Genomic DNA, 25,113 nt, shown 5'->3' with positions numbered 1-25,113 from the left:
GTGGCACGACCGAATTTCTCTGCCACCTGCCGATTCCAATCAGAAATATCCGTCATGCTTTGGCAATAATATGGCAGGCAGCATAGCAATAACCGTGACTCACCTGCCTGTTACTTATCTGAATTTCAGGCAACACTATCCTTTTTTACCAGCTTAATAGCTCAGACTGTTTTACCCGTAAAACAGACGTTTGCTTTTATTGTTTTTTATTAGAGACTTATCGCTTGGCTTAAAGGTTCATTTTATTTTTAAACATTTAAACCGCGTTTATCGGCGGTTTCCGACCTTTTAGTCCGGATTGCCTTTAACTAGACTATTCATATCGTTATTCAATCAGGAGGTCGCTGATGGTTTACCATGATAAAACAATCGGTCATAGGATTCTTGGTGAAGCCGCAATCAATCTGGCGTTTGAAGAGCAGGAGATTACGCTGGTATCACTGATTCGCCAGCTGGGTGAAATGGCTGAAAACGAACGCAGCGATGAGCGCGTCGCACAGATTGCTGATGCACGCAACTGGCTCAAAGGCTTTATCGAGGCCTCAACGCGTGACCGCGCCGAATTAAACTGGCTGGTCGAGACTGGACAGGCGCCGGTTTTCCTCAAAGATTATCGTTAATGCGCTGAATGATGGCGCTGTCGGTTCAGGGTGCCAGGCCTCGCCTGGTGCCCTTCCGCCTTTCCCTGCACCACGCCAGTTTTTGCCTTTTTCCTGTTTATCACTGAACGCTATGCAGATAGCACAAAAACCCCCTCTTCTGCGCTGAAATAGCTATACAGGCTCGCTTTTTTTGTATAACTTTGCCGCGAACCGATCGTTTTTCCATCACCTGACAGGAAATCACCCATGTACCCGAACCAGAGACTGCCGCGGACGGCAGACGATATTGCCCGTTATTTTAATGCGGCAAGCCTGCCCTCACAGCAGGAAACGCTGGGCCAGGTGGTGGTGGAAATTTTGCATGCGGGCGGGAACGTAAACCGTAAAGCGATCTGCACCAAACTTCTTCGACGGCTGGAAACAGCGTCTACGCTGGAAGATGAGCGCCACTACCGTGCTCTCATCAGCCTGCTGTTTGGCCGTTAAGCAGCGGACGCTCTCTGCCAGCGACTTCTGTTAATGCGTCAGCGGTTCCCCGCTTTCCGTCACCTGCTGTTGCAGCGGATGTTTCGCTGCGCGGGTTTCAAATCCCCCCTCGGCAGCAAAAACAGAGCAGCCAATAGCGGCTACGAGTGTCAGTAAGATTGAGGTTTTCACGAAGCAGGCCTTAATTATTACGCTACAGAATAAAACGTAAAAGCCTGGCACATAAACAGCGCCGGGAAAAGCGCACTGCAGACTTTCTCTGTCCGACAAAATGCGGGCGGAGAAATGCCGGCTTATTGATTGACCCGCCCCGTAACGATTACCCCAGTACTTTTAATGCCAGCGCCAGCGTCTGCTGTTCGTTGCTCACATCGCTGACCTTGCCTGCCACCCGCATACCGTAAGCAATGCAGAGGATTAAACCGGCTGCCGCTTCACTGTCCAGCGTGTTATCGATTGAGCCATCCCGTTGCCCCAGCTCCAGCAGCGAGACCAGGAAGCGCTGATTACGCCGGACTACCTCATCAATACGCTGCGCCAGCGCCTGATCCATCGTCTGCAGCGCAATGGCGCTGGCAACGACCAGACAGCCGCGCCGCCCTTCGATAGCACGCGCCGAGTCGAGATAGAACTGCAACAGCTCGGTTATTTTTTCCCGTCCGCTGATACAGGGTGCCAGACGACGGCGCAGCTCGGTATTTCTGAGCAACAGGTAACGTTCAAACACCAGCAGAAAGAGCGAGCGCTTATCTTTAAAGGCCTTATAGATGCTGCCTGCGGAGAGGTTCATCGCCTCACCCAGATCGCTTATTGATGTGGCGTGATACCCTTTTTGGCGGAAAACGATCATGGCGTGATCCAGAGCCTGTTCAATATCGAACTCTCTGGGACGTCCCCGCTCTTTGTTTTTATGCGCTGTCGCTGTCGTGATCATTGTTACCGGTCTGGGAGGTACGTTCCTGTCAGAATTAGCCCGGATTCTATCCCAGGCACGGGTAACAAGTATAGATAGCGGCGATCGGCCAGCGACCTGACACTGACGGATGTCCGTTTCTGTCGCCCGATGATCAAGGGAAATAACCGGTTGTGCCCTGCAACCCGATAAAGGTTACAGGGCAGACCGGTCACGACTCATTCAGATAATAACGCAGTCTCTTTGCGGCGATCTGCCCGTTGCTGCCTGCGTTGCTGGGCGTTTATTTTGATGAGCCATAACATAAACTGCTTAATAAGCAGGCTGGCGTGGCTCTCATTGTCAGCAAAGCATAAAAAGAGTCGGGTTTTGATATTGCTGTTGTCGTCGACCGCATAAATCTCATAGTCGTCGTGGTGGCGGGATTGAATGATTGCTGTGAAATGTATTGCAGGCCAGAGCATTACTCTGGCTTCAAACTCTCTGAAATCCATTATATTTACCTGGTTATTTTTTTAAAATGCCCGATGAAAAACGACTCAATCGGGCCAGGCAAAGGATAACTTCCTGTCACTTTAATCGCGTGATAAAAAAAGCTTTTAGCAGACGCTGCTATATCAGCAACAGAGGAGGCCGGACCCGCGCCTACTTAACCGCCGCCACCGGCAAATCCGCTACCCGTGTGGTATAGGCAGGTGACAGCATCTCGCGCTTCATCGCCCAGGCCTTGTTGATCCCCTGCCCGGCAAACCACAGCTTTCCGCTGCCGAGCTTGTTAATTTTATCCATCAGCTGCATCAGCTCCTGGCTGTTGCGGCGTGGCTGATGCTCATCAAACAGATCAAGCTGGGCCACGCCCTGGCTGAAAAAATCCCCCAGCACGATGCCCGCCTTGATATAGCGATATCCCTTAATCCAGATGTTATCCAGACACGCCATTGCTACATTGATGATGTCGCGGGTGTCCTGCGTCGGGATCAGCAACGTCTCTATAGACTGATTGCCATAAAAGGGTTCGTCAGTTGCGTGCGGGCTGGTGCGCAAAAATACCCCTATCTGACGGCAATACTGGTTCTCACGACGCAGTTTCTCTGCCGCGCGCTCCGCATAGGCACAGACGGCTTCGCGCATCTGGTCATAATCGGAGATGCGGCTGCCAAACGAACGCGAACACATGATTTGCTGCTTATCCGGTGTCACTGACTCCAGTTCTAGGCAGGATTCGCCACGCAGTTCTCTGACGGTACGCTCCATCACCACGCTGAACTGTTTGCGAATGGATTCGGTGCTTTGATCGGCCAGATCTTTCGCCGTCATAACGCCCATGGCGTTGAGTCGTTTGCCGATCCGGTGCCCCACGCCCCAGACGTCAGCCACATCGATCAGTGCCAGCAGCTTTTTCTGTCGTTCGGGGTCCGACAGATCGACAATACCGCCGGTTTTGCTCCACTTTTTGGCCGCAAAATTCGCCAGTTTGGCCAGCGTTTTGGTCTGTGCAATGCCGACGCCGACGGTCAGATGGGTCTCTTTGCGGATCCGTTCTTTGACCTGACGGCCAAAGGTCTCCAGCGCCATGCAGTTCTGCACGCCGGTGAGATCCATAAACGCCTCATCGATCGAGTAGATTTCTACCGAGGGGGCCATCTCTTCGAGGATGGTCATCACCCGATGGCTCATGTCGGCATAGAGCGCGTAATTTGAGCTGAAGACCTGTACCACATGACGCGTCAGCTCTTCGCGCATTTTAAAATAGGGCGCGCCCATTTTAATGCCGGCTTTCTTTGCCTCGGCGCTGCGCGCAATCACACAGCCGTCATTGTTCGACAGCACCACCACCGGTTTGCCTTTCAGATCGGGCCGGAAAACGGTTTCACACGACGCATAAAAGCAGTTCACATCGACCAGCGCGAACATGGTCAGTGCGTCGATTTAATAACAAAGGTCACAACACCAAACACCTCCAGCGCATCTTCGGTCTGGATAGCGATCGGTTTAAATTTGGTATTCATCGGCATCAGTTGCAGGCAGGGATGAAGCTGAAGACGTTTAACGGTAAATTCACCGTCGACGGCGGCCACCACGATATCGCCATGTGAGGCGGTGAGCGAGCTGTCGACCACCAGCATGTCACCATCGTTAATGCCCGCCTCAATCATCGACTCGCCGCTGACGCGGACAAAATAGGTGGCGCTGGGATGCTGCACCATCAGCGCATTGAGATCGATACGTTGTTCGACATAATCCTGCGCCGGGGAGGGAAATCCACACGGCACACGTTCGATATAAAGCGGTAAAGGCATAACGGCGCGAATGTCCGCAGGTTTAATGAATTCCACAATTTCACTCCTTTCTCAGATTACTGTATATAAATACAGTAATAGCTAATCCCCCATTTAATCAAGTGACACGGAACATTTTTAGGCAAAGGAGTTGATGGTAATGCACTTTTTTAACCCTCTTTTTTCTCACTGCTGTGAGAGTAAGCAGAAACGGGTTACTTTTGCCGCAGTACGGGAATATCAGCGTTTTTTTCTTTCAGTAACTAATCTTATAAATTCACCCGCTGATTATTTTTACTTAAGGAAAATCTGACAACGTCTCTGTGGCATTCGCTGAGGTTTGAATATTCAGAGCAGGCTGGTTATTCTGCCTTTTTTAAGGCCTGGAGGGGTTATGGCAGACGACGATCGAGTTAAACATCTGGAAGAGGCAGTTGCGCAGTTAACGGTTGAGACCACGGTATTAAAAGCGATACTCGGTCAGCAAATTGCGCTGAATAATCTCAACTACAAAGGGAAGTTTGACGATGTGCTGGCCGCCCTGGCAAAAGAATATGCCGAACGCGGTCTGGAGGAAGGCAACAATCAGGCAATCCATGACGCTCTGCGCCAGTATATTAAATATGAGCCACCCGCAATGGAATAGGACTTTCCGGCAGCGTCCGCTCACCGGACGTTACCGGCTCCTGAACACTGCCATCCCCTGACCTGCCCCGTCCCCGGGTTAGTATTTACGCCTGGCTATCACTCTCCAGCGCATCCTGAATCGCATCGGCCAGATTACCAATTTCATTCGCCACGGCCTGCAGGTCCCAAGAGGCTTTTGAGCCGGTTGCTGACGTTGAAGCGCTGACGGACTCCTTTGCCACTGACAGCGCCGCTGCTACAGCCACTGAACGTTTATGTTGTTCCTGAGTCACGCCCGCAGGCGGAATCGCAAAATAGTCGTGAACCATGATCATTTCCTTGTGATGAATAAGGGCTCAACCTTAGCCTTCTGCATCAGGTGTGGGAAGTGAATTATGTGGCATGACCTGTCAGGCGGACAGGATTGCAGCAGTCGTGTTGCGTTGTCCGTTTTTCCTGCGCAAAAAACCTGTACGGCCTGTACAGGTTTTTTGCTGAAATATCTGGCTGAACGGCTATTGTATCGTTTTCGCACGGCTGAAAAAAAAGAGGCGTTACGCACCAGCGGACACTATCATCCTGCGAAAAAAATCTTTTAACAGCCTGAATTAACTCAGATAAAGCCTGAAAGCCCGATACGCTTCCGTTGTCTGCCTGCCCCTCAACACCTCTGACCAGTGATCTTTTGTCAAATTTTATTGTACAACTTTGCCATTCTTGTATAACTTTGTCTCGTGATGTTAAATCACTTGTAACGAGTGTGCTTTGCACCGCATCTGAAGGTGTTGTGGATTTCCACCTTCAGATGCAATTTTTTTTGCGTCAGCCGGTTACCGGCTCTGAATCGACGCATTCCTCCCCAATTTCTTATGAGGCCTGACATGCAAACAACGATGAATACAGAGTCTCAGATTTCTGATTACTTCATGAACTCTGGTACAGCGCTGACGACTGAAAAACAGGTTATCGCCGCGGTCCATGCTGAACTCGCACGAGCCAAAGCCCATGTCTCCGATAAAGACATCGTGCTGGGCCTGATTCACCACCTGGAGAGCGAGCGCGACGTGGTTAAGCAGGATATTTACCGTCAGGCTCTTGAACATGTTCTGCAGCGTGCAACGGCTACCAGCGAAAGCTAAAAACCTGTGTCTGTTATGACGGAACGTGAATTAGCACGGATGCTTTTCCACTACGGAATTGGCCCCTTTTAAAGGGGCTTTTTTTATTGCTGCTGCACTGCATCACCCGCTTCTTTTTTACCTCCCGCATAGCCTGCCCTGAAGGACCACATATAGCGCTACTATTTACCGTTTTTGCCGCTTATTTCACCTTAAATTGCGATTAATTTCTCTCGGTTCGCTTTATTTATCCAATATCTGTGTCCAGGCTTTTTCTGCATCCACTGCAAACACAGACGAGGAAAATAATCATGTTTCATCATTCATCAAAACTTCAATTCCCGGTTCGTGTAGAGAAGCCCGATCCAGAGTTTGCCATGCTGTTACAGCAGGCTATCGGCGGCGTCGAGGGTGAGATTCGTGTAGCGATGCAATACTTTTTCCAGGCGATGGGCGCGCGGGGTGATGCGCGGATTCGGGATCTGCTGATCTCTACCGCCACCGAAGAGCTGAGCCATATCGAAATGCTGGGCTACGCCGTAGCGCTTAACCTTGAAGGCGCACCGCTCTCTTACCAGGAAGCGTCAGCGAAAGATCCGGTCGTTAATGCGATTCTGGGCGGCATGAATCCGCGCCATATTCTCTCTTCCGGTCTGGCGGCAATGCCGGTGAACGCCAACGGCATGCCGTTCGACATGAGCCACATCTACGCCTCTGGCAACGTGGCGGCCGATATGCTGGCTAACGTCACCGCAGAAGCCACCGGCCGCGTACTCGCCACCCGCCTCTACAACATGACCGAAGATAAAGGCATGAAGGATTTCCTCTCCTTCCTGATCGCCCGTGACACCATGCACCAGCAGCAGTGGCTGGCGGTGATCGAAGAGATGGGTGGCCTGAACGCATCGCTGCCAATCCCGAACAGCTTCCCGCAGGAACATGAGGCGCAGGAGCACTCTTACTACTGCCTGAATACCTCACTGGATAAACCGCTGCCGGAAGGTCGCTGGAGCAGTGGCCCGGCTTACGATGGTCATGGGCAGTTCAGCGCGAAGCAGCAGCCCGAGATTCTGGGTGATGAGCCGCTGCTGGGCAACGCCCGTCCTGGCTCCGGTGCGCAGTCAGAGCAGATTGACGGCGTTACGCCACCGAAACCTTAATTGCCCGCCTGTCAGGGATCGATGCCCTGACAGGTTTTTCCCATCTTTTTTATGGAGGAGACGTCATGTCATCCACTCAGCGTCCACAACCCCCTTTCGAAGAGCAGCAGCAGACGTGGCCCGGCAGTACCGCCGCGATGCAGCCACAGCCCGATCATGGTGAAGAGAGTTATCAGGGTTCAGGCCGTCTGGCGGGTAAAAAAGCGATTATTACCGGCGGCGATTCCGGCATTGGCCGGGCCGTGGCGATTGCTTTTGCCCGGGAAGGGGCTGACGTGCTGATCTCTTATCTTGATGAGCATGAGGATGCGCAGGATACCGCCAGACTGGTTGAGGCCGCCGGTCAGAAAGCGATTTTAGTGCCCGGTGACATTACCGATGCATCACACTGCAACGCGCTGGTCGATAAAGCCGTTGAAGCCTTTGGTGAAATTAACATTGTGGTGAATAACGCGGCGTATCAGATGACGCGCGAATCGCTGGATGAGATCGGCGACGACGAGTTTGATCGGACGATGAAGACTAACCTGTACGCGATGTTTTACATCACCAAAGCGGCCACAAAACATATGCCTGCAGGCGGCTCGATCATTAATACGGCCTCGATCAATGCTGACCAGCCGAAACCGAAACTGCTCGCCTATTCCGCGACTAAAGCCGCCATCGTTAACTTCTCTGGCGGCCTGGCAGCCCTGCTGGCGGAGAAAGGCATCCGTGCCAATGCGGTCGCACCTGGTCCCATCTGGACACCGCTGATCCCATCGACCATGCCGGTTGAACAGGTGAAAAACTTTGGCAGTGAAGTACCACTGCAGCGTGCCGGTCAGCCTGCTGAGCTGGCACCCACCTATGTGATGCTGGCCAGTGATGAAGCCAGCTACATTTCCGGGGCCACCATTGCCGTTACGGGCGGCGTCGCGATTATTTAACGTCTGCCGATTCCCTGGCCCCTTCAGCCAGGGGATCCTTTAGCAGCTTCTGCGCGACGCCCCACTGCCAGAGCGGTTCCCGCGCCAGATTTTTCATTTTCACTTCGCACATGATGTCGAAAGCCTGAAACGACAGCGCCCACCCATTCAGCGTCGGATTGAAGAAGAAGTCAGAGTGCGCCCGCAGTTTGCTTTTGCTCACGCCCAGTTGCTGCTGATCGGGCCAGCCCTCCTGCGGAATAATCCCCTCCTGAGAAATCGAATAGTGCAGCACCGGTCGCACGCCGCGCCAGGAGTCGATTACCCTGGCCACACGCGCGTCATCCGGCTGAATAAACTCGCTCTCTTTCACCCAGTGATGGTGGATATCCAGCACAACCGGACAGAGGGGTGCCGCCTGCAGCACATCATCCAGCGAGCAGGAGATCTCATCATTCTCCACCGTCAGCATCAGCCGCGCCTCCGGGCTGAGCTGATTAAACGACTGCTTAAAGCCGTCGAAGCCCGCCTTACCATTCATATGAATGTTGATTTTAAAATCCTGGAAGGTCTTACCGTAGCCCATCAGACAGGCGCAGAGCGTGTGATACTCCACATCCTCCAGTGCGCGCACCACCACATCGGGATTATCGGAAGCCAGCACGGTATATTGTCCCGGATGGAAGGAGAGCCGGATATCATGTGCCCGTGCCAGCTCGCCACAGCGGGCAAACAGCGGATAAAGCTCAGGCAGGAATTCCGCAAACAGCGGCGTCGCTTCGGGCACCGTGTAAAGTGGCAACAGATCGCTGCCGATACGCATCATTCGCAGCGGCGGCGGTAACGTGGCCAGATGCTCAAGCGTCAGGTAGAGATTATTGAGATTAGTAACGGTGATCTCATGAACCAGCTGATGACGTTCAGCGTGCGGTAAACTCAGAAATCGTTTACGGGTCGTCGCGCGAAACGGGAAGAACTGTTTGCCATCGCTATTGAGATATTTACATGCAAAGCCTAATTTCATGACTGCTCCTGATTAATGCTTATCAGAAGTGTAACAGGCCTCTGGCGACCAGCCAGTCGCGGGCCACAGCGACAGACTGAATAATGACAGGGAGAGAGACTATGCAGGGTCACGCGATCCAGCGCATCGCTATCGACGCGGCTGAACAGCTGCCCGCCGCCGAATCAGGCTATCCATTCGGGCCGGAACATCAGGTTTATAAAGTGTGTGGAAAAGTGTTTTTACTGCTGACCGAACTGCGGGGCGTACCGATTATTACCCTGAAATGCGAACCGCAGCAGGCAGAGCTGCACCGGGTGATCTATCCCTCGATCACTGCCGGTTACCATATGAATAAGCGCCACTGGATTACGGTGTATCCCGGCGACGGTCTCTCGCCAGGCCTGATTCAGCAGCTGGTTGAAGAGTCATATCAGCGGGTGGTGCGCGGCATCCCCGCCTCACGACGCCCGGTGTGGGTGGGATAAAGGCGGCGAAAGGTAATAATGAAAACCCGCTGTGACCAGCGGGTTTTCAGCCCCGCCCCGGCACTCAGTGGTGCAGCATCTCATTCACCACCTGTGCATTCGTCATCTGGTAAGGGTAATAGGTTGGCCAGTTGTCCATCTCCGCCAGCAGGGCCTGCTGAGACTGGTTGCCCATAAAGATATGGAAATGGGCGGACTTTCGTGGCCCGATGGTGTGGTCGCTGAACTGCACATATTTCGGCGCCTGACTGCTGGCGTCCTGGCACTCGAACAGGTAGCGCACGCCTTTCTTCCCGGACGTATAGGTCAGGATTTTGTGGCCTGCATAGTGATAGTGGCAGGCGCTGACCTTATCGCCGACGTGGAACTCCATCACGCCATTTTCGATCCCAATGGCTTCGACGTCGGTAGCGTAGCCTTTGCGATAATAGGCCTTGTACTGTTCTGCCGTTTTACTGTTGTCCTGCTGCGCTTTTTTCTGCCAGACCGGGTCCAGTTCGCCGCTCTGCAACAGCGGATAGACCGACTGCCAGATTCCGTCCCAGTCAGAAAGCGGACGATCTTTCACATCGCTGTCAGCGAAAACCCCTTCAGCCGCCTTCTGCTCCATCGCTGACAACGGTTTTCCATGGGCATGCGTACCCTGTGCCAGCGCCTGCTGACTCATTAACAGCGCGCCGACGATTCCCATCCATTTACCTGCATGATTTTTCAAAGCCTGATCCCCGATTAATGTAACAGCCAGAAATGTTATGATATAACATTTCACAATTCAACCCTGATGAACATTTCCCGGTATTAATTTTATTTAATGGTCAGGGGCCTCTTCTGGTATATCCCACGCACCGGTAATAAGCGGAACTACCGTGGCATCAAAGCGGGTTGTCACTATAGCGGGCGCGGACTGAGAGGCCGCTAAGCCAGACGGCACAAGGCGTGAATAAGCGAAGCGCTAATGAGAGCTGAGAGATAAGCGCGCGTTTTGAACCCGATAAAAAAGGCGCTGCGGGGTGGTTTAAATCGCGGATTTAACCTCAGCATTGTTCAGGTTGTTCTATATTTAGTGTCGCCGAACGTAAAATAACAGCTGGAGCATGGATTAATGTCGAAAGAAACCGAGAAGAAACCCCTGAGCGAACGCGCGCCGACCACCGGCCCGGAATCATCAGAGCCGGGGCTGGGATCGCTGGCACCGAAAGATGGTTCGCATCAGCCCCCAGCCGAACCGACCCCGCCAGGCAAACAGCCTACCGCCCCGGGCAGCCTGAAAGCGCCACAGACACACAACGCCAAACTTGATCAGCTTGAAGCCAGCCGCAAAAACGGCACCGACCGCCCTCTGACCACCAACCAGGGCACACGCATCGCCAATGATCAGAACTCACTGCGTGCCGGTTCGCGTGGTCCGACGCTGCTGGAAGACTTTATTATGCGTGAGAAGATCACGCACTTTGACCATGAGCGTATCCCGGAGCGTATCGTGCACGCCCGAGGCTCTGCCGCACACGGCTATTTCCAGCCTTATCGCTCCCTGAAAAATCTGACCAAAGCGCAGTTCCTCAGCGATCCCGAGCAGACCACCCCCGTCTTTGTCCGCTTCTCCACGGTTCAGGGCGGCGCAGGCTCTGCCGATACCGTGCGTGATATCCGCGGTTTCGCCGCCAAGTTCTACACCGAAGAGGGTGTGTTTGACCTGGTCGGCAACAACACGCCCGTGTTCTTTATTCAGGATGCGCACAAATTCCCTGACTTTGTGCACGCCGTGAAGCCAGAGCCGCACAACGAAATCCCGCAGGGCCAGAGCGCCCATGACACCTTCTGGGATTACGTCTCTCTGCAGCCGGAAACCATGCATAACGTCATCTGGGCGATGTCTGACCGCGGCATTCCGCGCAGCTATCGCACCATGGAAGGCTTTGGTATCCACACCTTCCGCCTGATTAACGCCGAAGGCAAAGCGACCTTTGTCCGATTCCACTGGAAGCCGGTGGCCGGTAAAGCCTCGCTGCTGTGGGATGAGTCGCAGAAACTGACCGGCCGCGATCCCGATTTCCATCGTCGCGATCTGTGGGAAGCGATTGAAGCGGGTGATTTCCCGGAATATGAACTGGGTCTGCAGCTGATCCCGGAAGAAGATGAGTTCAAATTCGACTTCGATATTCTGGATGCCACCAAGCTGATCCCGGAAGCGCTGGTGCCGGTTGAGATAGTCGGCAAGATGGTGCTTAACCGTAATCCGGACAACTTCTTTGCCGAAACCGAGCAGGTGGCGTTCCACCCGGGTCATATCGTGCCGGGTCTGGATTTCTCCAACGATCCGCTGCTGCAGGGTCGTCTCTTCTCCTATACCGACACGCAGATCAGTCGTCTGGGCGGACCGAACTTCCATGAGATCCCGATCAACCGTCCGACCTGCCCATACCATAACTTCCAGCGTCAGGGCATGCATCGTCAGGATATCGACACCAATCCGGCAAACTACGAGCCGAACTCGATCAACGACAACTGGCCGCGCGAAACCCCACCTGCTGCAACCGGTGGCGGCTTCGAGAGCTATCAGGAGCGGGTTGAAGGTCATAAAGTGCGCGAGCGCAGCCCGTCGTTCGGTGAATATTATGCGCAGCCGCGCCTGTTCTGGAACAGCCAGACAGAGGTTGAGCAGCAGCACATCATTGGTGCCTACTCATTTGAGCTGAGTAAAGTAGGTCGCGCCTATATCCGTGAGCGCGTAGTCGATCATCTGGCACGCATCGATACTAAGCTGGCGCAGGGCGTGGCGGATAACCTTGGACTCGCCCTGACCGATGAGCAGCGTAATATCCAGCCGCCGGCGGCAGTGAACGGCCTGACCAAAGATGACAGCCTGAGCCTTTATGCCATCCCGGATGGTGAGATCAAAGGTCGTCAGGTGGCGTTGCTGCTGAGCGACGGCGTGAAAGCGGCTGATGTGCTGGCGATTCTGCAGGCGCTGAAAGCAGAAGGTGTGCACACCAAACTGCTGGCACCGCATATGGGCCAGGTGCGTGCGGATGACGGCTCAGTGCTGCCGGTTGATGCCACCTTTGCCGGTCTGCCTTCTCTGACCTTTGATGCGGTCATCGTGCCGAATGGCAATATCGATGCCCTGCTGTTAAGCGGCGATGCCCGTTACTTCCTGCTGGAAGCCTATAAACACCTCAAGGTGATTGGTCTGGTGGGCGACGCGCGCCGCTTTAAAGCGCAGTTCGGCCTGGAAGATGCCGATCAGGAAGAAGGCATTGTGCAGGGCGACTCCGCTGAGATCGCGCTGATGTCGGATTTCACGCAGGCGATGAAAGCGCACCGCGTCTGGTCCCGCAGCCAGAAGGCACAGTCCGTTCCGGCCTGATGCGTTGAGTAAATAAAAAACCGCCTCCAGGGGCGGTTTTTTTATGCCGGAAAGCGTAGCACAGTCGCGTGCGCGGTGATCCGTCAGACGTTCCGTTATCAGAAGGTCTGCCAGTTCTCATTGTCTGTCACAGCGACAGGCTGACGTTTTGGCACAGCAATCGCCTTCGCAACCGGTGCGGCAGAGAACGCTGCGTGCAGCGTGCCGGTTTTGAATACCGACACCGTTTTACGCAGGTAGCTCGCCTGCTCTTCCAGCGAGGCGGCGGCAGTGGCGGACTCCTCCACCAGCGCGGCGTTCTGCTGCGTCACCCCATCCATTTCTGAGACTGCAATGCAGACCTGCTCAATGCCCCGCGTCTGTTCGGTCGAGGATGCCGCAATCTCTTCAATCAGCTGCGTCACACGACTCACCGACTTCACAATACTCTCCATCGCGGTGCCCGCCTGCGCAGCATGACCGGCACCGGTTTTGATGCGCTCTGCTGAGCGGTCGATCAGTCCACGAATTTCCTGCGCGGCGCTGGCGCTGCGTCCGGCCAGCGAGCGCACCTCACCCGCCACCACCGCAAATCCACGCCCCTGTTCACCGGCACGCGCGGCTTCAACCGCAGCATTCAGCGCCAGAATATTGGTCTGGAAGGCGATGCTGTCGATAATGGCGATAATACCGGCGATCTGATTCGAGCTTTCGCTGATCTGATCCATGTTGGCAATCACCCGGGCAACGGTCTCACCGCCCTGCAGGGCCGTAGCTGACGCCTCTTTCGACACCGTGGTCGCCTGCTGTGCATTGTCTGCGTTGAGCTTCACCGTCGAGGTGAGCTGCTCCATGCTGGCGGCGGTCTGTTCCAGCGCGGCTGCCTGCTGCTCGGTACGGGAAGAGAGATCGGTGCTGCCGGCGGAAATTTCCGCGGCACCGGTGAAGATAGAGCGGGTGGCGTCATCGACTGAGGTAATGGTCACGACCAGCGCATCACGCATCTGCTGCAACTCCTGAATCAGCTGGCCCATCTCGTTGCGGCCCTCATGCTGAATCGCAGAGGTTAAATCACCGGCCGAGATAGCGCGCATATGAGCGGTCAGTCTGGCCAGCGGGTTAATCAGCAGCTTCTGCAGTCCCATCCAGACTGCCACCCCAATCACGCCGGTGATCAGGCCGATGGCCAGCAGCGCCCAGAGTGCATCCGTCAGGCTGCGCTGGTTGTGCAGAGAGGTATCTTTCATCAGCTGGATGTTCACTGCACGCCAGGCCTCATAGGCCGTGTCGAGCTGATCCTGTGCCGCCTGCGCTTCAAGGTTGCCATAGGCCGGGTAGTTGCCCTGCTTCAGAAAGGTGACAGAGGCCAGCATGGTGTCACGCATCTGCTGATAAGCAGTCTGAACCTGCGTCGACTGGGCTTCACTCTGTCCTGCTTTACGCGGCATCGCCTGCCACGCTTTAAAATCTGCATCCGCCTTTTCCGCTGACTGACCCGCCTGCTCCAGCAACGCAGCCATCGCCGCCAGCGATTTAGGGTCCTGCTGATTTTTCAGGAAACGGATCGCCACGCGGTTGATGGTGACGCGGGTTTTAATCAGGGTTTTCACCGCATCACTCAGGTGCTGCTGCTGCAGCGTCAGTTGCTCGGCCGCCACGAAGTTTTTGTCGGCTTTTGACACGCCGTTGTAGAACAGAAATCCGGTCAGGGTCAGTAACGTAATAAAGACGGCCAGCACCGCCAGAATACCGTGAGTTATTTTAAGATTTTTAAGCATGTCCGCAGACTCATATCAGAGAAGATAAAGCTGTTATCGGCCAGCGAGGGATTTATCTGAGCGCAGTCGCAGAGAAGCCTGCTCTCTGCACCACGCCGGATGCAGCCAGCACGTCGTACTGCGCTGAAAAAAGGGTGTGACGCCGCCTGAACGCATTCGGCGCTTAACAAGCGACCCCGTGCTGTGGTTGAATTCGCCCCTTACATTTTTAGCACGTGGTTAACATGCATTACATTCAGAGTCTGATGAGTTTTATTGAGGGGAACCGGGTGCTGTCGATCGGCTTCAGCCTGCTGCTGCTGATTATGGCCGGGATGGTCACTCACCTGATCTGCAAATTTTTCATCGTCAAAGTGATCAGGAAGGTCTTTTTCAGCAGTCATAAAAAAGACGTTCCGCTGGATAAAGATGTCCGCCTCTCTCAGAAGCTGTCAAATTTTGTGCCGGTGATTGTGGTCTACAATTTCCTGCAGTTTATGCCGGGCCTGCCTGAAAATCTGAAAGTGGCGATTCAGACCATCTGCGGCATTCTGTTTTTTGTCTATCTGTCGATCTTCTTCAACGAAGTGCTGGAGATTGTTAACAACTCCTACTCGCGCAAATCCAAGCGCAAGAATCACTCGATCAAGGGCTATATCCAGATTGGTAAGATCCTGGTGCATATTATCGCCGCGATCATGATTCTGGCGATTATGTCCAACAAGTCACCCGCGATTATTATCTCCTCGCTGGGTGCGGTCGCCGCGGTACTGATGCTGATCTTCCAGCATACGCTGCTGTCGCTGGTGGCGAATATTCAGCTCTCCTCCAACGATGTCCTGCAACTGGGCGACTGGATTGAGATGCCGGACAGGAATATCAGCGGCGAGGTGATCGATATTGCGCTGCATACCATCACCATCCGCAACTGGGACAACACCATTTCGCGCATCCCGACCAAGAACTTCCTGACCGAAACCTACACCAACTGGCAGGCGATGTTCTCCTCGGGCGCGCGCCGCATAATGCGCAGCTTTTATCTTGATCAGAAGTCGATCACCTTTGTGAATCAGGAGATGCTGCAGGCGATGAGCCAGATCCGCCTCGCGGGCGAAACAATCACTGAGCTGCTGGATGGACGGGATATCAATGCTGTCGGCGACCGCTGGTTTATGGAGAACGGCATCACCAATCTGATGGTGTTCCGTAAATTCCTGAGTGCCTGGCTGGCCCAGCGCGATGACATTATGAAAGAGATGTATATCGTGGTGCGACCCCTGAAGCCGTCGCCGGATGGGCTGCCGGTGGAAATCTACTGCTTCACCTCATCCATTTTCTGGGCCGATTATGAAAATACCCAGGCGGCGATTTTTGAGTATATCTATGCCATGGCCCGGCTCTTTGAACTGCAGATTTATCAGCATCCGGCCGGGTCTGATTTCGCCCGTCTGGCGCAGCCGCGTCCCGTCAGCAGAGATGCAGAGCCAAACGGCATGCCGTAACCCGTGACCTGCTGTGGCGGTCCCGCACCGCCACGGTAGCTCAGGTCATTAACTCTTACTCAGCGCATAGTTCAGCACTTTGTCATTCTTCATCTGCACGGTCAGCGTCTGCCCTTCGGTGGTGTTCAGGGTGCGCGCCTCACTGTAGGTCCACTTCAGCAACCGCTGACCGTCCGGGTAAGGCGTCTCACTGTCAGGCTGACCAAACAGCGCAATCAGCTGGGCTTTGGTCGTCTGACCGGCATGAATGTGCTGCAGATTACGGTTGTCCAGTCGGTGTCCGACCCGGTTAGAACAGGCGGAAATCAACAGCAGCAGTGTGACTAACAGAACGCGTTTCCTCACGTAATATCCTTTTGAAATGTTCAGCGCCGCAGATCCTCCAGCGTGACCTGCGCGATCGCGCTTAAGCTTATAGCGAATCCGCGCCATCCGGCAGGGTTTTCTGGGCCTGCCCCCCATGATTCTCCCCAGCCAGAGGCCGATTCAGAACAATTAACGCAAATTAATGCGCCTGAACCGCCTGCCGCCCTGCGACTGCAACATCTTAGTCTATGATTACTCTCTGTATGCCGCGTGGAAGCGGTCTCACTTTTCCCTTCCCGCCGCATCACGCTGAATACCAGTCCAGCTTCCTGGCTGAAGAGGCGCGCCAGCCCACCTGGCATCCGGGTCTCACTGATTGCTTTACGATTTTTTGACGCTTACGTCATCGACATCCTATTCGCGCGGTGGTCACCATCGCGTATTTCCAGGCTAAATGAGGCAACTGAATGGAATCCAAATCTTTTTCTAAAAGTTGGGGCGCTGAACGGGTTGCCAGTGACGAGGTGCGTTTCCGCCTCTGGGCAACCGGTCAGCAACGCGTGACGCTGCGTCTCGCCGGTAAAGATATTGAGATGACACCGCAGGCGGACGGCTGGTTTGAAACCGAGGTCGCCGGTGTGGCGGCGAATGCCGAATATGATTTTTTGCTGGCGGATGGCACGGCCGTGCCCGATCCCGCTGCCCGTGCCCAGAAAGCGGAGGTCAATGGGCCCTCACTGGTGATCGATCCTGACGCGTATCAGTGGCAGAACACAGGCTGGAAGGGTCGTCCGTGGACGGAGTCAGTGGTCTATGAACTGCACATCGGCACCTTTACCCAGGAAGGCACCTTCCGGGCAGCAATAGAGAAGCTGCCGATGCTGGCCGAAACCGGCATCACCATGATTGAAGTGCTGCCGGTGTCGCAGTTTGGCGGCAATCGTGGCTGGGGCTACGATGGCGTGCTGCTCTATGCACCGCATGCGGCTTACGGTTCGCCGGATGATTTTAAAGCCTTTATCGATGCGGCGCACGGTCTCGGCCTGTCGGTGGTGCTGGATATCGTGCTGAACCACTTCGGCCCGGAGGGCAACTATCTGCCGCTGCTCGCGCCGGACTTCTTCCATAAAGAGCGCCAGACGCCGTGGGGCGCCGGTATCGCCTATGACGTTGATGCGGTGCGCCGCTATATCGTGGAAGCACCGCTCTACTGGCTGCAGGAGTTTAATCTGGATGGCCTGCGCTTTGACGCCATCGATCAGATTGATGACCCGAGCGAAAAGCATGTGCTGGTTGAGATTGCCGAGCGCATCCGCGCCACCATTACCGATCGCCCCATTCACCTCACTACCGAAGATTGCCGAAACGTCACCTTCCTGCATCCGCGCGACGAGAACGGAGATGCTCCGCTGTTTACCGGCGAATGGAACGATGACTTTCATAACGCCGTACATGTGCTGGCAACCGGTGAAACCCACGCCTACTACCAGGACTTCGCTGACCAGCCGGCGCAGCGGGTAGCGCGGGCGCTGGCAGAAGGCTTTGTCTATCAGGGCGAAGTCTCAGCACAGTCGGGCGAGGCACGCGGTGTGAAGAGCAGCAGCCAGCCGCCAGTCGCCTTTGTCGACTTCATCCAGAACCATGACCAGACGGGCAACCGCGCGCAGGGCGAAAGGCTGGTCTCGCTGGCAGGTGCAGAGCGGACACAGGTGCTGCTGGCCATGCTGCTGGTCTCGCCACACATTCCGCTGCTGTTTATGGGCGAAGAGTATGGCGAAACCCGACCATTCCTGTTCTTCACCGATTTCCACGGCGATCTGGCTAAAGCGGTGCGTGAAGGTCGCGCCAGAGAGTTTGAAGGCCATGCCGGTCACGGCGAAACGGTGCCGGATCCTAACGATGTCACCACCTTTGAACAGTCGAAACTCGACTGGCAGCGCACAGAAACGCCGGAAGGTCAGCAGTGGCTGGCGCTGACGCGTCATCTGCTGGCGCTGCGTCAGGAACATATCGTGCCGCTGCTGCAGACCGCCGGCGGTGATGCCGGTCAGGTGGTGAAAACCGCAGACGGTTTCCTGGCGGTGCGCTGGGACTTCCCGCAGGGCACGCTGTCACTGGCGCTGAACGTCGGCGACAGCACGCAGCCGATTCCCGATTTGCCGGGTGAAACGCTGTTTGCCTGGCCGCAGACCGCAACCGAACTGATTCCCAACGCTATCGTGGTGCGTCTGGCTAAGAGAGAAGCAGAATGACTATTCCAACCGCAACGTACCGCATCCAGTTCCGCAACGGCATGACCTTTGACCGTGCGGCGGCGCTGGTGCCCTACCTGAAACAGCTGGGCATCAGCCATCTTTACGCCTCGCCGATCTTCAGCGCCACCGCTGAATCAACCCACGGCTATGACGTGACCGACGTTAACCAGATTGAGCCGTCGATTGGTGGCCGGGAAGGTTTTGACCGCATGGTGGCCGCGCTGAAAGCGGCCGGGCTGGAGCTGATCCTCGACATCGTGCCGAATCATATGGCCGCCTCGCTGGAGAACCCCTGGTGGCGCGCCGTCATTGAACACGGCGAACAGAGTCGCTATGCCACTTATTTCGATATCGACTGGTCTCGCCGCCTGACGCTGCCGTTCCTCGGTGACACCTTTGAGGCGGTGCTGGAAAACGGTGATATCAGCGTGCAGCGCGATCCGCAGACCGGCAAACCGGCGCTGGCCTACTTCGACAATTTCTATCCGCTGAAACCTGAGACCTGGCAGGATCGCGAAGAGGCGGTGCTCGCCCTGCGCGATGCCGCAGAGATCGCCGAGCTGCATGACCAGCAGCCATGGCGACTGATGTCATGGCGCGACGCACCCAACGATCTCTCCTACCGCCGCTTCTTTGAAGTGACCGGTCTGGTCGGCGTGCGCGTGGAAGACAAGGCCGTCTTTGATGCCGCACATCAGCTGATCCTCGAACTGGTTCACAGCGGCGCGGTGCAGGGATTGCGCGTCGACCACGTGGATGGCCTGGCCGATCCGCGCGGCTATCTGGAGCAGTTACGCCAGGCGGCCGGTCCCGACTGCTATCTCACCGTGGAGAAGATCCTCGGCGACAATGAACAGCTGCCTGATGAGTGGCCGGTTTCCGGCACCACCGGCTATGAGTTTATGGCCGCGCTCGCCAATCTGCTGGTTGACAGCGATCGCCTGAGCGGACTGCGTAAAGCCTATCAGGCGGTGATTGGCAAAACCGTCGACATGAAAGCGGAGCTGCGTGCCGCTAAGCTGCTGATGGCGAACCGCAATTTTGCCGGTGAATTTAACCGTTTACTGCAGCTGGCACTGAAGATTGCTGATGCCGACGGCGCGACTCAGCCGGAAGCGGAACTGAAAAATGCGCTGCGTGAGCTGCTGGTGGCCTTCCCGGTTTACCGCACCTACGGAACGCCGCAGGGCCTGACATCCGCCGACACTGCGCTGCTGCAACAGGTCGTCAGTGAAGTTAAAACGAGCGATCATGCGCCCGACACCCAGGCGCTGGATTTCCTGGCCCGCATTCTGCGTGCAGAGATTGCCGACTCCGCCCGCGACGATGCCACGCAGTTCCGCACCCGCTTCCAGCAGCTGACCGGCCCGCTGATGGCGAAATCGGTCGAGGACACCCTCTTCTTCCGGCAGCACATGGCGCTGGCACTGAATGAAGTCGGCGCTGAACCGCTGGCGCGTCACTTCTCGCTGGATCAGTTCCATGCAGAGATGCAGGCGCGGCGCGAACATCAGCCCGATGCACTGTCGGGCACCTCAACGCACGACACTAAGCGCGGCGAAGATGCCCGTGCGCGGCTCTATACCCTGACCGAAGCGCCACAGCACTGGGCGGAGTGCGTCAGCCGCTGGCGGGAGATGAACAAGGATCACGTCGTACGCCTGAAAGATGGCCCGGCACCGGAACCGGCCGTGGAGTGGATGCTGTATGAAGCGCTGGCCGGCGTCTGGCCGACCACCCTGCAGCCACAGGATGCGGAAGGTCTGGCGGCGCTGGAAGCCCGCTTTGTGGTCTATGTTGAGAAAGCGATGCGTGAAGCCAAACTGCGCACCGACTGGGCCGACAATAACGATGACTATGAAGAGGCGGTGCTGAGCTATGCCCGTCATCTGCTTGCGCCTGGCAACAGCGCCTTCCTCAATGATTTCTGCCAGTCACTGCAACCCTTTATGCGCGCCGGCCTGGTCAACAGCCTGACCCAGACCGTGGTGAAGCTTACCGCACCAGGCGTACCCGACATTTATCAGGGCAGCGAGGCGCTGGACTTCAGCCTGGTCGATCCCGATAACCGCCGCGAACCCGATTTTGATGCGCTGGCGGCGATGCTTAACGCGCCGCAGCAGGACGGCAGTGAGGCGCACTGGCTGCGCGGTCAGGTCAATCAACAGGCGATTGTGAAGCTGTTAACGCTGCGTCAGCAGCAGCCAGAGCTGTTCCGCCACGGTGATTATCTGGCGCTGTCGACAGAGGGTGAGCATCAGGACAAGGTGCTCGCCTTTGCCCGCACTCGCGAGGATCAGGCGGTCATCGTGATTGTCTCACGGCGGGTCTTTAACTCACTGCCGGAGAATCTCGATCAGCCGCCCGAGGCGCGCTGGGCTGATACCCATATCGCCCTGCCCGCCGCACTCGGCCAGCGCCGCTATCAGGATGTGCTGAGCGGTAAAACCTTTGATGCAGGCGACAAGCTGCCGCTGACAGAACTGGCATCGCAGTGGTGCGCCGTGCTGGTGGCACAGTGAGTGTCGGGAAGAATTTAGTTTATTACGCGTCAATCTGTTCACTGAATAACGAGGCATAAATGTCAAACAGTCAGCGTTTTGAAATTACGGCGGGTTACAGCCATTTGCTGGGGGCCAATTTTGATGGCCAGGGCGTGAACTTTGCCCTGTTCAGCGCCCACGCCGAGCGGGTTGAACTCTGTCTGTACGATCCCAGCGGTAAAACGGAAATTGCCCGGCTGGAGCTGCCGGAATATACCCACGAAGTGTGGCACGGCTATATTCCGGGCCTGAAGCCCGGCGCGCTCTATGGTTACCGCGTCTATGGCCCTTATGACCCGGAAAATGGTCATCGCTTTAACCCGAACAAGTTGCTGCTCGACCCGTACGCCCGTGAACTGGCGGGCGACATCGCGTGGAACGAGGCGCACTTCGCGTACGATCTCTACCATGACGATAAAGATCTGACGTTCGACACTCGTGACAGCGCCCCGTTTACGCCTAAGTGCCGGGTGATCGACCCGAATGAATTCGACTGGCAGGATAAAAACCGCCCGAATGTGCCGTGGCCTAAAACCGTCATTTATGAAACCCACGTGAAAGGCTTTACGCAGCTCAACACCGCACTGCCGCCGGAACTGCGCGGCACCTTTGATGGTATGGGTCACAAAGCAACCGTCGACTATATCAAAAGCCTGGGCATTACCTCCGTCGAGCTGCTGCCGGTGCACTGGTTCCCGGACGATCAGCATCTGCTGGATAAGGGACTGAAAAACTTCTGGGGCTACAACACGCTGGGCTTCTTTGCGCCCGCGACCCGCTACTTCGGGCCACGCGGCATTCAGGGCTTCCGTGACATGGTGCGCGCCTTCCACGACGCCGGTATTGAGGTCATCCTCGACGTGGTCTACAACCACACCGCCGAGGGTAATGAGCTGGGTCCGACGCTGTCGTTTAAAGGCATCGATAACTTCTCCTATTACCGTACGATGCCCGACCAGCATCGTTACTACATCAACGATACCGGCACCGGCAACACCGTGAATACTTCGCATCCGCGCGTGCTGCAGATGGTGCTCGATTCGCTGCGCTACTGGTCTGAGTCGATGCATATCGACGGTTTCCGTTTCGATCTCGGCACGATTCTGGGCCGCGAACCGGATGGTTTTGACCCGCGCGGCGGCTTCTTCGATGCCGTGATGCAGGACCCGATCCTGTCGCAGAAAAAGCTGATTGGTGAACCCTGGGATATCGGTCCGGGTGGCTATCAGGTGGGTAGCTTCCCGCCAGGCTGGGCAGAATGGAACGATCAGTACCGTGACACAGTGCGTGACTACTGGAAAGGCAAAAACGTCTCCACCGACTTCGCCGCCCGCCTGCTGGGTTCCGGCGATCTCTACGACCAGCACGGTCGTCGTCCGTGGGCCAGCGTCAACTTCATCACTGCCCACGATGGCTTCACGCTCAACGATCTGGTGTCGTACAACGACAAACATAACGATGAGAATGGCGAAGACAACAACGACGGTCACAACGACAACCGCTCCTATAACTACGGCGTTGAAGGCCCGACCGATGACGAAGGCATTAACGCGGTGCGCGAGCGACAGAAACGCAACTTCCTCGCCACGCTGATCTTCTCTCACGGCACGCCAATGCTGCTGGCAGGTGACGAGTTTGGCCGCAGCCAGATGGGCAACAACAACGGCTACTGCCAGGACAGCGAAATCTCCTGGGTACACTGGGATAACCTGCCAGAGTCCGCGGAGGCGCTGCGCGAGTTCACCCGTCAGATCCTGACATTGCGTGCTCAGCAGCCGTTGCTGCGTCGTGAAAACTGGCGCGACGGCATGGATATCAAATGGTTTAACGCCGGTGGCGGCTTCCAGCAGAGTGAGCAGTGGGATGAAGGCTCAACGCTGGGCGTCTATATCGGCCGGCCGGATCTGCAGACCGAGGAAGGCATCTGGCATGACGTGCTAATGCTGCTTAACCCGTTTGAAGGCAATGTGCCGTTCCGCATTCCGCAGTTTGGCGAAGGTGGCTGGGTGCTGGAGCTGACCACCAGCGATGTGGCGAAGCGGGGTCTGGTAATCACCAAAGAAAAAGATTTCGAGCTGGAAGGACGCAGCTTCGCTCTGTTCAGACGTCCCTAGTCACTGAACAGGTTAACAATCAGGCAACAGGCGTAGCGCATTTCGCGCTGCGCTTGTTTTTTTGCAAATCGCTGCCAGGCTTAACCGGTTGTTAACAGTAAGAATTGATGCTGATAAGGAGGCATAATGTCCAGATTTACACAGAAGGTTGTGGTTGTGACAGGTGCCGGATCCGGCATTGGCGAAGCCAGCGCAAAGCGCTTTGCTGAAGAAGGGGCATCCGTGGTGCTGGTAGGACGCACCCGACAGAAACTGGAAGAGACGCTGGCTGAAATGACGGCGGGTGATCATCTGGTGGCGGCCTGCGACGTCTCAGAAGCCGGACAGGTTAAACAGCTGTCAGAAACGGTGCTGAAGAAGTATGGCCGCGTAGATGTGCTGGTAAATAATGCGGGCGTTATCGTGCAGGGCCGCATCCATGAAGTCGACCTCGACGCATGGAAAACCCTGATGAAAACTGACCTTGATGGCGTTTTCCACGGTGTTCACTACTTCATGCCAGCGCTGCTGAAGAGCAAAGGTAACGTCGTCAACATTTCCTCCGTTTCCGGCTTAGGCGGTGACTGGGGTATGAGCATCTATAACGCCGCTAAAGGGGCAATTACTAACTTCACCCGTGCGCTGGCGATGGATTACGGTGCGGATGGCGTGCGGGTCAATGCCATCTGCCCCGGCTTCACCTTTACCGATCTGACCGAAGATGCGAAAAAGGATCAGGAACTGCTGGAGCGTTTTTACGATCGCATTCCGCTGCGTCGTGCCGGTGAAGCGGATGATATCGCTCGTGCAATTCTCTTTATTGCCAGCGATGAAGCCAGTTATATTACCGGCGTCAATCTGCCGGTTGATGGCGGGCTTACCGCCTCAAATGGCCAGCCTAAACAGGCATAAGTATCAGGGCAGCGTATTACGCTGCCTTTTTTATTCTGAACGCCCCGCCCTGTAAATTCCCTTTATTCTCTTTTACTGCTGCCATTTAATTTCAGTGAATTAATGCTTTGGCGTATGGCGGGTTGGCGTTGCCGCGCGCGCTGGTTTAATTGCCGTGCTGGTCGTGGTCGGGCAAATAAAGGTGCTCAGGCAGGCATTACACAATATGGCATTAGCGTGATGGACTTTCGCCACCGCCAGCGCCTGCTGTCGGGTATAAAGCGAACCAATAAAAACGCGTTTATCGTTCTTTGACAGATTAACGCAACCTTCTTTGTGTAAAATCCATCCACCCATGGGACGCGGGCACAGATAATAATAGCTGGCTTTGAGCATGGTAGTCATCCTGATAGTTGCTGTATGTGTCGTAAAAAAACGAACCAAAATTCGTAAGAGGTTTTATTTGTAATCTGAAGCTTTATTAAACTAACTGAGAATTATCCCTAAAACCACTTTATTGCGTAACGCAAACCGACTTTGAGAATATGCCCTTTTCGGTCTCTATTATCGCTTCAGTCATTCAGCGAGCTTAACGTTCCCGTCCCGCTTTGCAGCCCCGCTTTCATTTAAGGTACTAATGCATCAATAAAAAACTGAAATTCAGATTAATCGTTACAAAACAGAAGGTTGATTAGACTGTCGCTGTAAACGGCCAGATAGGTTACGGCAGTTATGATTAGAGCCGCAACAAACGACATTAGCCGCCGCAGGGGTACTTATGAGTATTGATAAACTGAGGCTGAAAAAGCGTGACCGCGGCAGAGCGTCTCTCTTTT

24 protein-coding genes are annotated in these 25,113 nt (G+C 55.3%); 13 read left to right on the top strand and 11 right to left on the bottom strand.

Annotated features, from left to right (window positions below; genetic code table 11):
• Positions 1–347 precede the first annotated feature (347 nt).
• Entirely contained in the window at positions 348–620 is a 273-nt protein-coding gene (locus AC6I8E_RS08655) for a hypothetical protein (protein ID WP_013357755.1), read from the top strand.
• A gap of 228 nt (positions 621–848) precedes the next feature.
• Entirely contained in the window at positions 849–1,088 is a 240-nt protein-coding gene (gene ycgZ, locus AC6I8E_RS08650; RefSeq protein ID WP_013357752.1) for a regulatory protein YcgZ, read from the top strand.
• Positions 1,089–1,118: 30 nt separating this feature from the next.
• Here the strand turns inward: ycgZ and AC6I8E_RS08645 are convergent, their stop codons facing one another.
• The 5 genes from AC6I8E_RS08645 to umuD all read right to left on the bottom strand — a co-directional run bounded on the left by AC6I8E_RS08645 (position 1,119) and on the right by umuD (position 4,337).
• Positions 1,119–1,259 carry a hypothetical protein gene (locus tag AC6I8E_RS08645; protein ID WP_230299962.1) on the bottom strand — a complete coding sequence of 47 codons (141 nt, stop codon included), beginning with the start codon at positions 1,257–1,259 and terminating at the stop codon, positions 1,119–1,121.
• Positions 1,260–1,407: 148 nt separating this feature from the next.
• A complete protein-coding gene (locus tag AC6I8E_RS08640; protein ID WP_013357751.1) occupies positions 1,408–2,022 on the bottom strand; it encodes a TetR/AcrR family transcriptional regulator in 615 nt (204 codons plus the stop codon).
• A 197-nt stretch (positions 2,023–2,219) separates the two neighbouring features.
• Complete coding sequence (locus AC6I8E_RS08635) at positions 2,220–2,495, bottom strand: hypothetical protein (RefSeq protein ID WP_147788240.1); 276 nt, start codon at positions 2,493–2,495, stop codon at positions 2,220–2,222.
• Between the two features lie 151 nt (positions 2,496–2,646).
• Positions 2,647–3,915, bottom strand: a complete 1,269-nt coding sequence (umuC, locus tag AC6I8E_RS08630; protein ID WP_497824668.1) for a translesion error-prone DNA polymerase V subunit UmuC — start codon at positions 3,913–3,915, stop codon at positions 2,647–2,649.
• 2 nt (positions 3,916–3,917) lie between these two features.
• On the bottom strand, positions 3,918–4,337 hold the full coding sequence (gene umuD, locus AC6I8E_RS08625; protein WP_013357748.1) for a translesion error-prone DNA polymerase V autoproteolytic subunit: 420 nt from the start codon (positions 4,335–4,337) through the stop codon (positions 3,918–3,920).
• Positions 4,338–4,674: 337 nt separating this feature from the next.
• Here umuD and AC6I8E_RS08620 point away from each other — a divergent pair, with 337 nt between their 5' ends.
• Complete coding sequence (locus AC6I8E_RS08620; protein WP_013357747.1) at positions 4,675–4,926, top strand: hypothetical protein; 252 nt, start codon at positions 4,675–4,677, stop codon at positions 4,924–4,926.
• An 85-nt stretch (positions 4,927–5,011) separates the two neighbouring features.
• Here the strand turns inward: AC6I8E_RS08620 and AC6I8E_RS08615 are convergent, their stop codons facing one another.
• Positions 5,012–5,236 (bottom strand): hypothetical protein, encoded by a 225-nt coding sequence (locus AC6I8E_RS08615; protein WP_033732545.1) that lies wholly within the window; start codon positions 5,234–5,236, stop codon positions 5,012–5,014.
• A gap of 552 nt (positions 5,237–5,788) precedes the next feature.
• Between AC6I8E_RS08615 and AC6I8E_RS08610 the strand changes: the two genes are divergently transcribed.
• The 3 genes from AC6I8E_RS08610 to AC6I8E_RS08600 all read left to right on the top strand — a co-directional run bounded on the left by AC6I8E_RS08610 (position 5,789) and on the right by AC6I8E_RS08600 (position 8,114).
• Entirely contained in the window at positions 5,789–6,046 is a 258-nt protein-coding gene (locus tag AC6I8E_RS08610; protein WP_013357745.1) for a biofilm development regulator YmgB/AriR family protein, read from the top strand.
• 290 nt (positions 6,047–6,336) lie between these two features.
• Positions 6,337–7,185, top strand: coding sequence for a manganese catalase family protein (locus AC6I8E_RS08605; RefSeq protein WP_013357744.1), 849 nt, complete (start codon positions 6,337–6,339; stop codon positions 7,183–7,185).
• Positions 7,186–7,250: 65 nt separating this feature from the next.
• Entirely contained in the window at positions 7,251–8,114 is an 864-nt protein-coding gene (locus AC6I8E_RS08600; RefSeq protein ID WP_095707261.1) for a glucose 1-dehydrogenase, read from the top strand.
• Here AC6I8E_RS08600 and AC6I8E_RS08595 read toward each other — a convergent pair.
• Entirely contained in the window at positions 8,107–9,117 is a 1,011-nt protein-coding gene (locus AC6I8E_RS08595) for an apurinic/apyrimidinic endonuclease family protein (protein ID WP_013357742.1), read from the bottom strand. The two genes, AC6I8E_RS08600 and AC6I8E_RS08595, sit on opposite strands and share 8 nt — an antisense overlap.
• 101 nt (positions 9,118–9,218) lie before the next feature.
• On the opposite strand from AC6I8E_RS08595, the gene AC6I8E_RS08590 reads away from it, so the two are divergent.
• Positions 9,219–9,584 carry an MmcQ/YjbR family DNA-binding protein gene (locus AC6I8E_RS08590; protein ID WP_013357741.1) on the top strand — a complete coding sequence of 122 codons (366 nt, stop codon included), beginning with the start codon at positions 9,219–9,221 and terminating at the stop codon, positions 9,582–9,584.
• Positions 9,585–9,648: 64 nt separating this feature from the next.
• On the opposite strand, the gene zinT is transcribed toward AC6I8E_RS08590, so the two are convergent.
• Entirely contained in the window at positions 9,649–10,299 is a 651-nt protein-coding gene (gene zinT / locus AC6I8E_RS08585) for a metal-binding protein ZinT (RefSeq protein ID WP_497824667.1), read from the bottom strand.
• A gap of 387 nt (positions 10,300–10,686) precedes the next feature.
• On the opposite strand from zinT, the gene katE reads away from it, so the two are divergent.
• Entirely contained in the window at positions 10,687–12,951 is a 2,265-nt protein-coding gene (gene katE / locus AC6I8E_RS08580; RefSeq protein WP_107319629.1) for a catalase HPII, read from the top strand.
• A 98-nt stretch (positions 12,952–13,049) separates the two neighbouring features.
• Here the strand turns inward: katE and AC6I8E_RS08575 are convergent, their stop codons facing one another.
• Positions 13,050–14,708, bottom strand: a complete 1,659-nt coding sequence (locus AC6I8E_RS08575; protein ID WP_033782969.1) for a methyl-accepting chemotaxis protein — start codon at positions 14,706–14,708, stop codon at positions 13,050–13,052.
• Between the two features lie 224 nt (positions 14,709–14,932).
• Between AC6I8E_RS08575 and AC6I8E_RS08570 the strand changes: the two genes are divergently transcribed.
• Positions 14,933–16,189 (top strand): mechanosensitive ion channel family protein, encoded by a 1,257-nt coding sequence (locus AC6I8E_RS08570; RefSeq protein ID WP_195857032.1) that lies wholly within the window; start codon positions 14,933–14,935, stop codon positions 16,187–16,189.
• Between the two features lie 48 nt (positions 16,190–16,237).
• On the opposite strand, the gene AC6I8E_RS08565 is transcribed toward AC6I8E_RS08570, so the two are convergent.
• On the bottom strand, positions 16,238–16,534 hold the full coding sequence (locus tag AC6I8E_RS08565) for a hypothetical protein (RefSeq protein ID WP_033733000.1): 297 nt from the start codon (positions 16,532–16,534) through the stop codon (positions 16,238–16,240).
• Between the two features lie 428 nt (positions 16,535–16,962).
• On the opposite strand from AC6I8E_RS08565, the gene treZ reads away from it, so the two are divergent.
• From treZ to budC, 4 genes are all read left to right on the top strand, one after another.
• The gene (gene treZ, locus AC6I8E_RS08560) at positions 16,963–18,747 is read left to right on the top strand and encodes a malto-oligosyltrehalose trehalohydrolase (RefSeq protein WP_147788243.1); all 1,785 of its coding nucleotides are present in this window, start codon (positions 16,963–16,965) and stop codon (positions 18,745–18,747) included.
• Positions 18,744–21,272, top strand: coding sequence for a malto-oligosyltrehalose synthase (gene treY, locus AC6I8E_RS08555; RefSeq protein WP_497824666.1), 2,529 nt, complete (start codon positions 18,744–18,746; stop codon positions 21,270–21,272). Before treZ ends, treY begins: the two co-directional genes overlap by 4 nt.
• A gap of 59 nt (positions 21,273–21,331) precedes the next feature.
• Entirely contained in the window at positions 21,332–23,407 is a 2,076-nt protein-coding gene (gene glgX / locus AC6I8E_RS08550; protein ID WP_497824665.1) for a glycogen debranching protein GlgX, read from the top strand.
• A 126-nt stretch (positions 23,408–23,533) separates the two neighbouring features.
• The gene (budC, locus tag AC6I8E_RS08545; protein WP_013357731.1) at positions 23,534–24,298 is read left to right on the top strand and encodes a meso-2,3-butanediol dehydrogenase; all 765 of its coding nucleotides are present in this window, start codon (positions 23,534–23,536) and stop codon (positions 24,296–24,298) included.
• A gap of 99 nt (positions 24,299–24,397) precedes the next feature.
• On the opposite strand, the gene AC6I8E_RS08540 is transcribed toward budC, so the two are convergent.
• On the bottom strand, positions 24,398–24,673 hold the full coding sequence (locus tag AC6I8E_RS08540) for a hypothetical protein (RefSeq protein ID WP_033732518.1): 276 nt from the start codon (positions 24,671–24,673) through the stop codon (positions 24,398–24,400).
• Positions 24,674–25,113 lie beyond the last annotated feature (440 nt).

It is taken from the genome of Pantoea sp. X-Soil-YNGN-785 (genome assembly GCF_059730585.1).
This window is presented reverse-complemented; position numbering and strand designations above follow the sequence as displayed.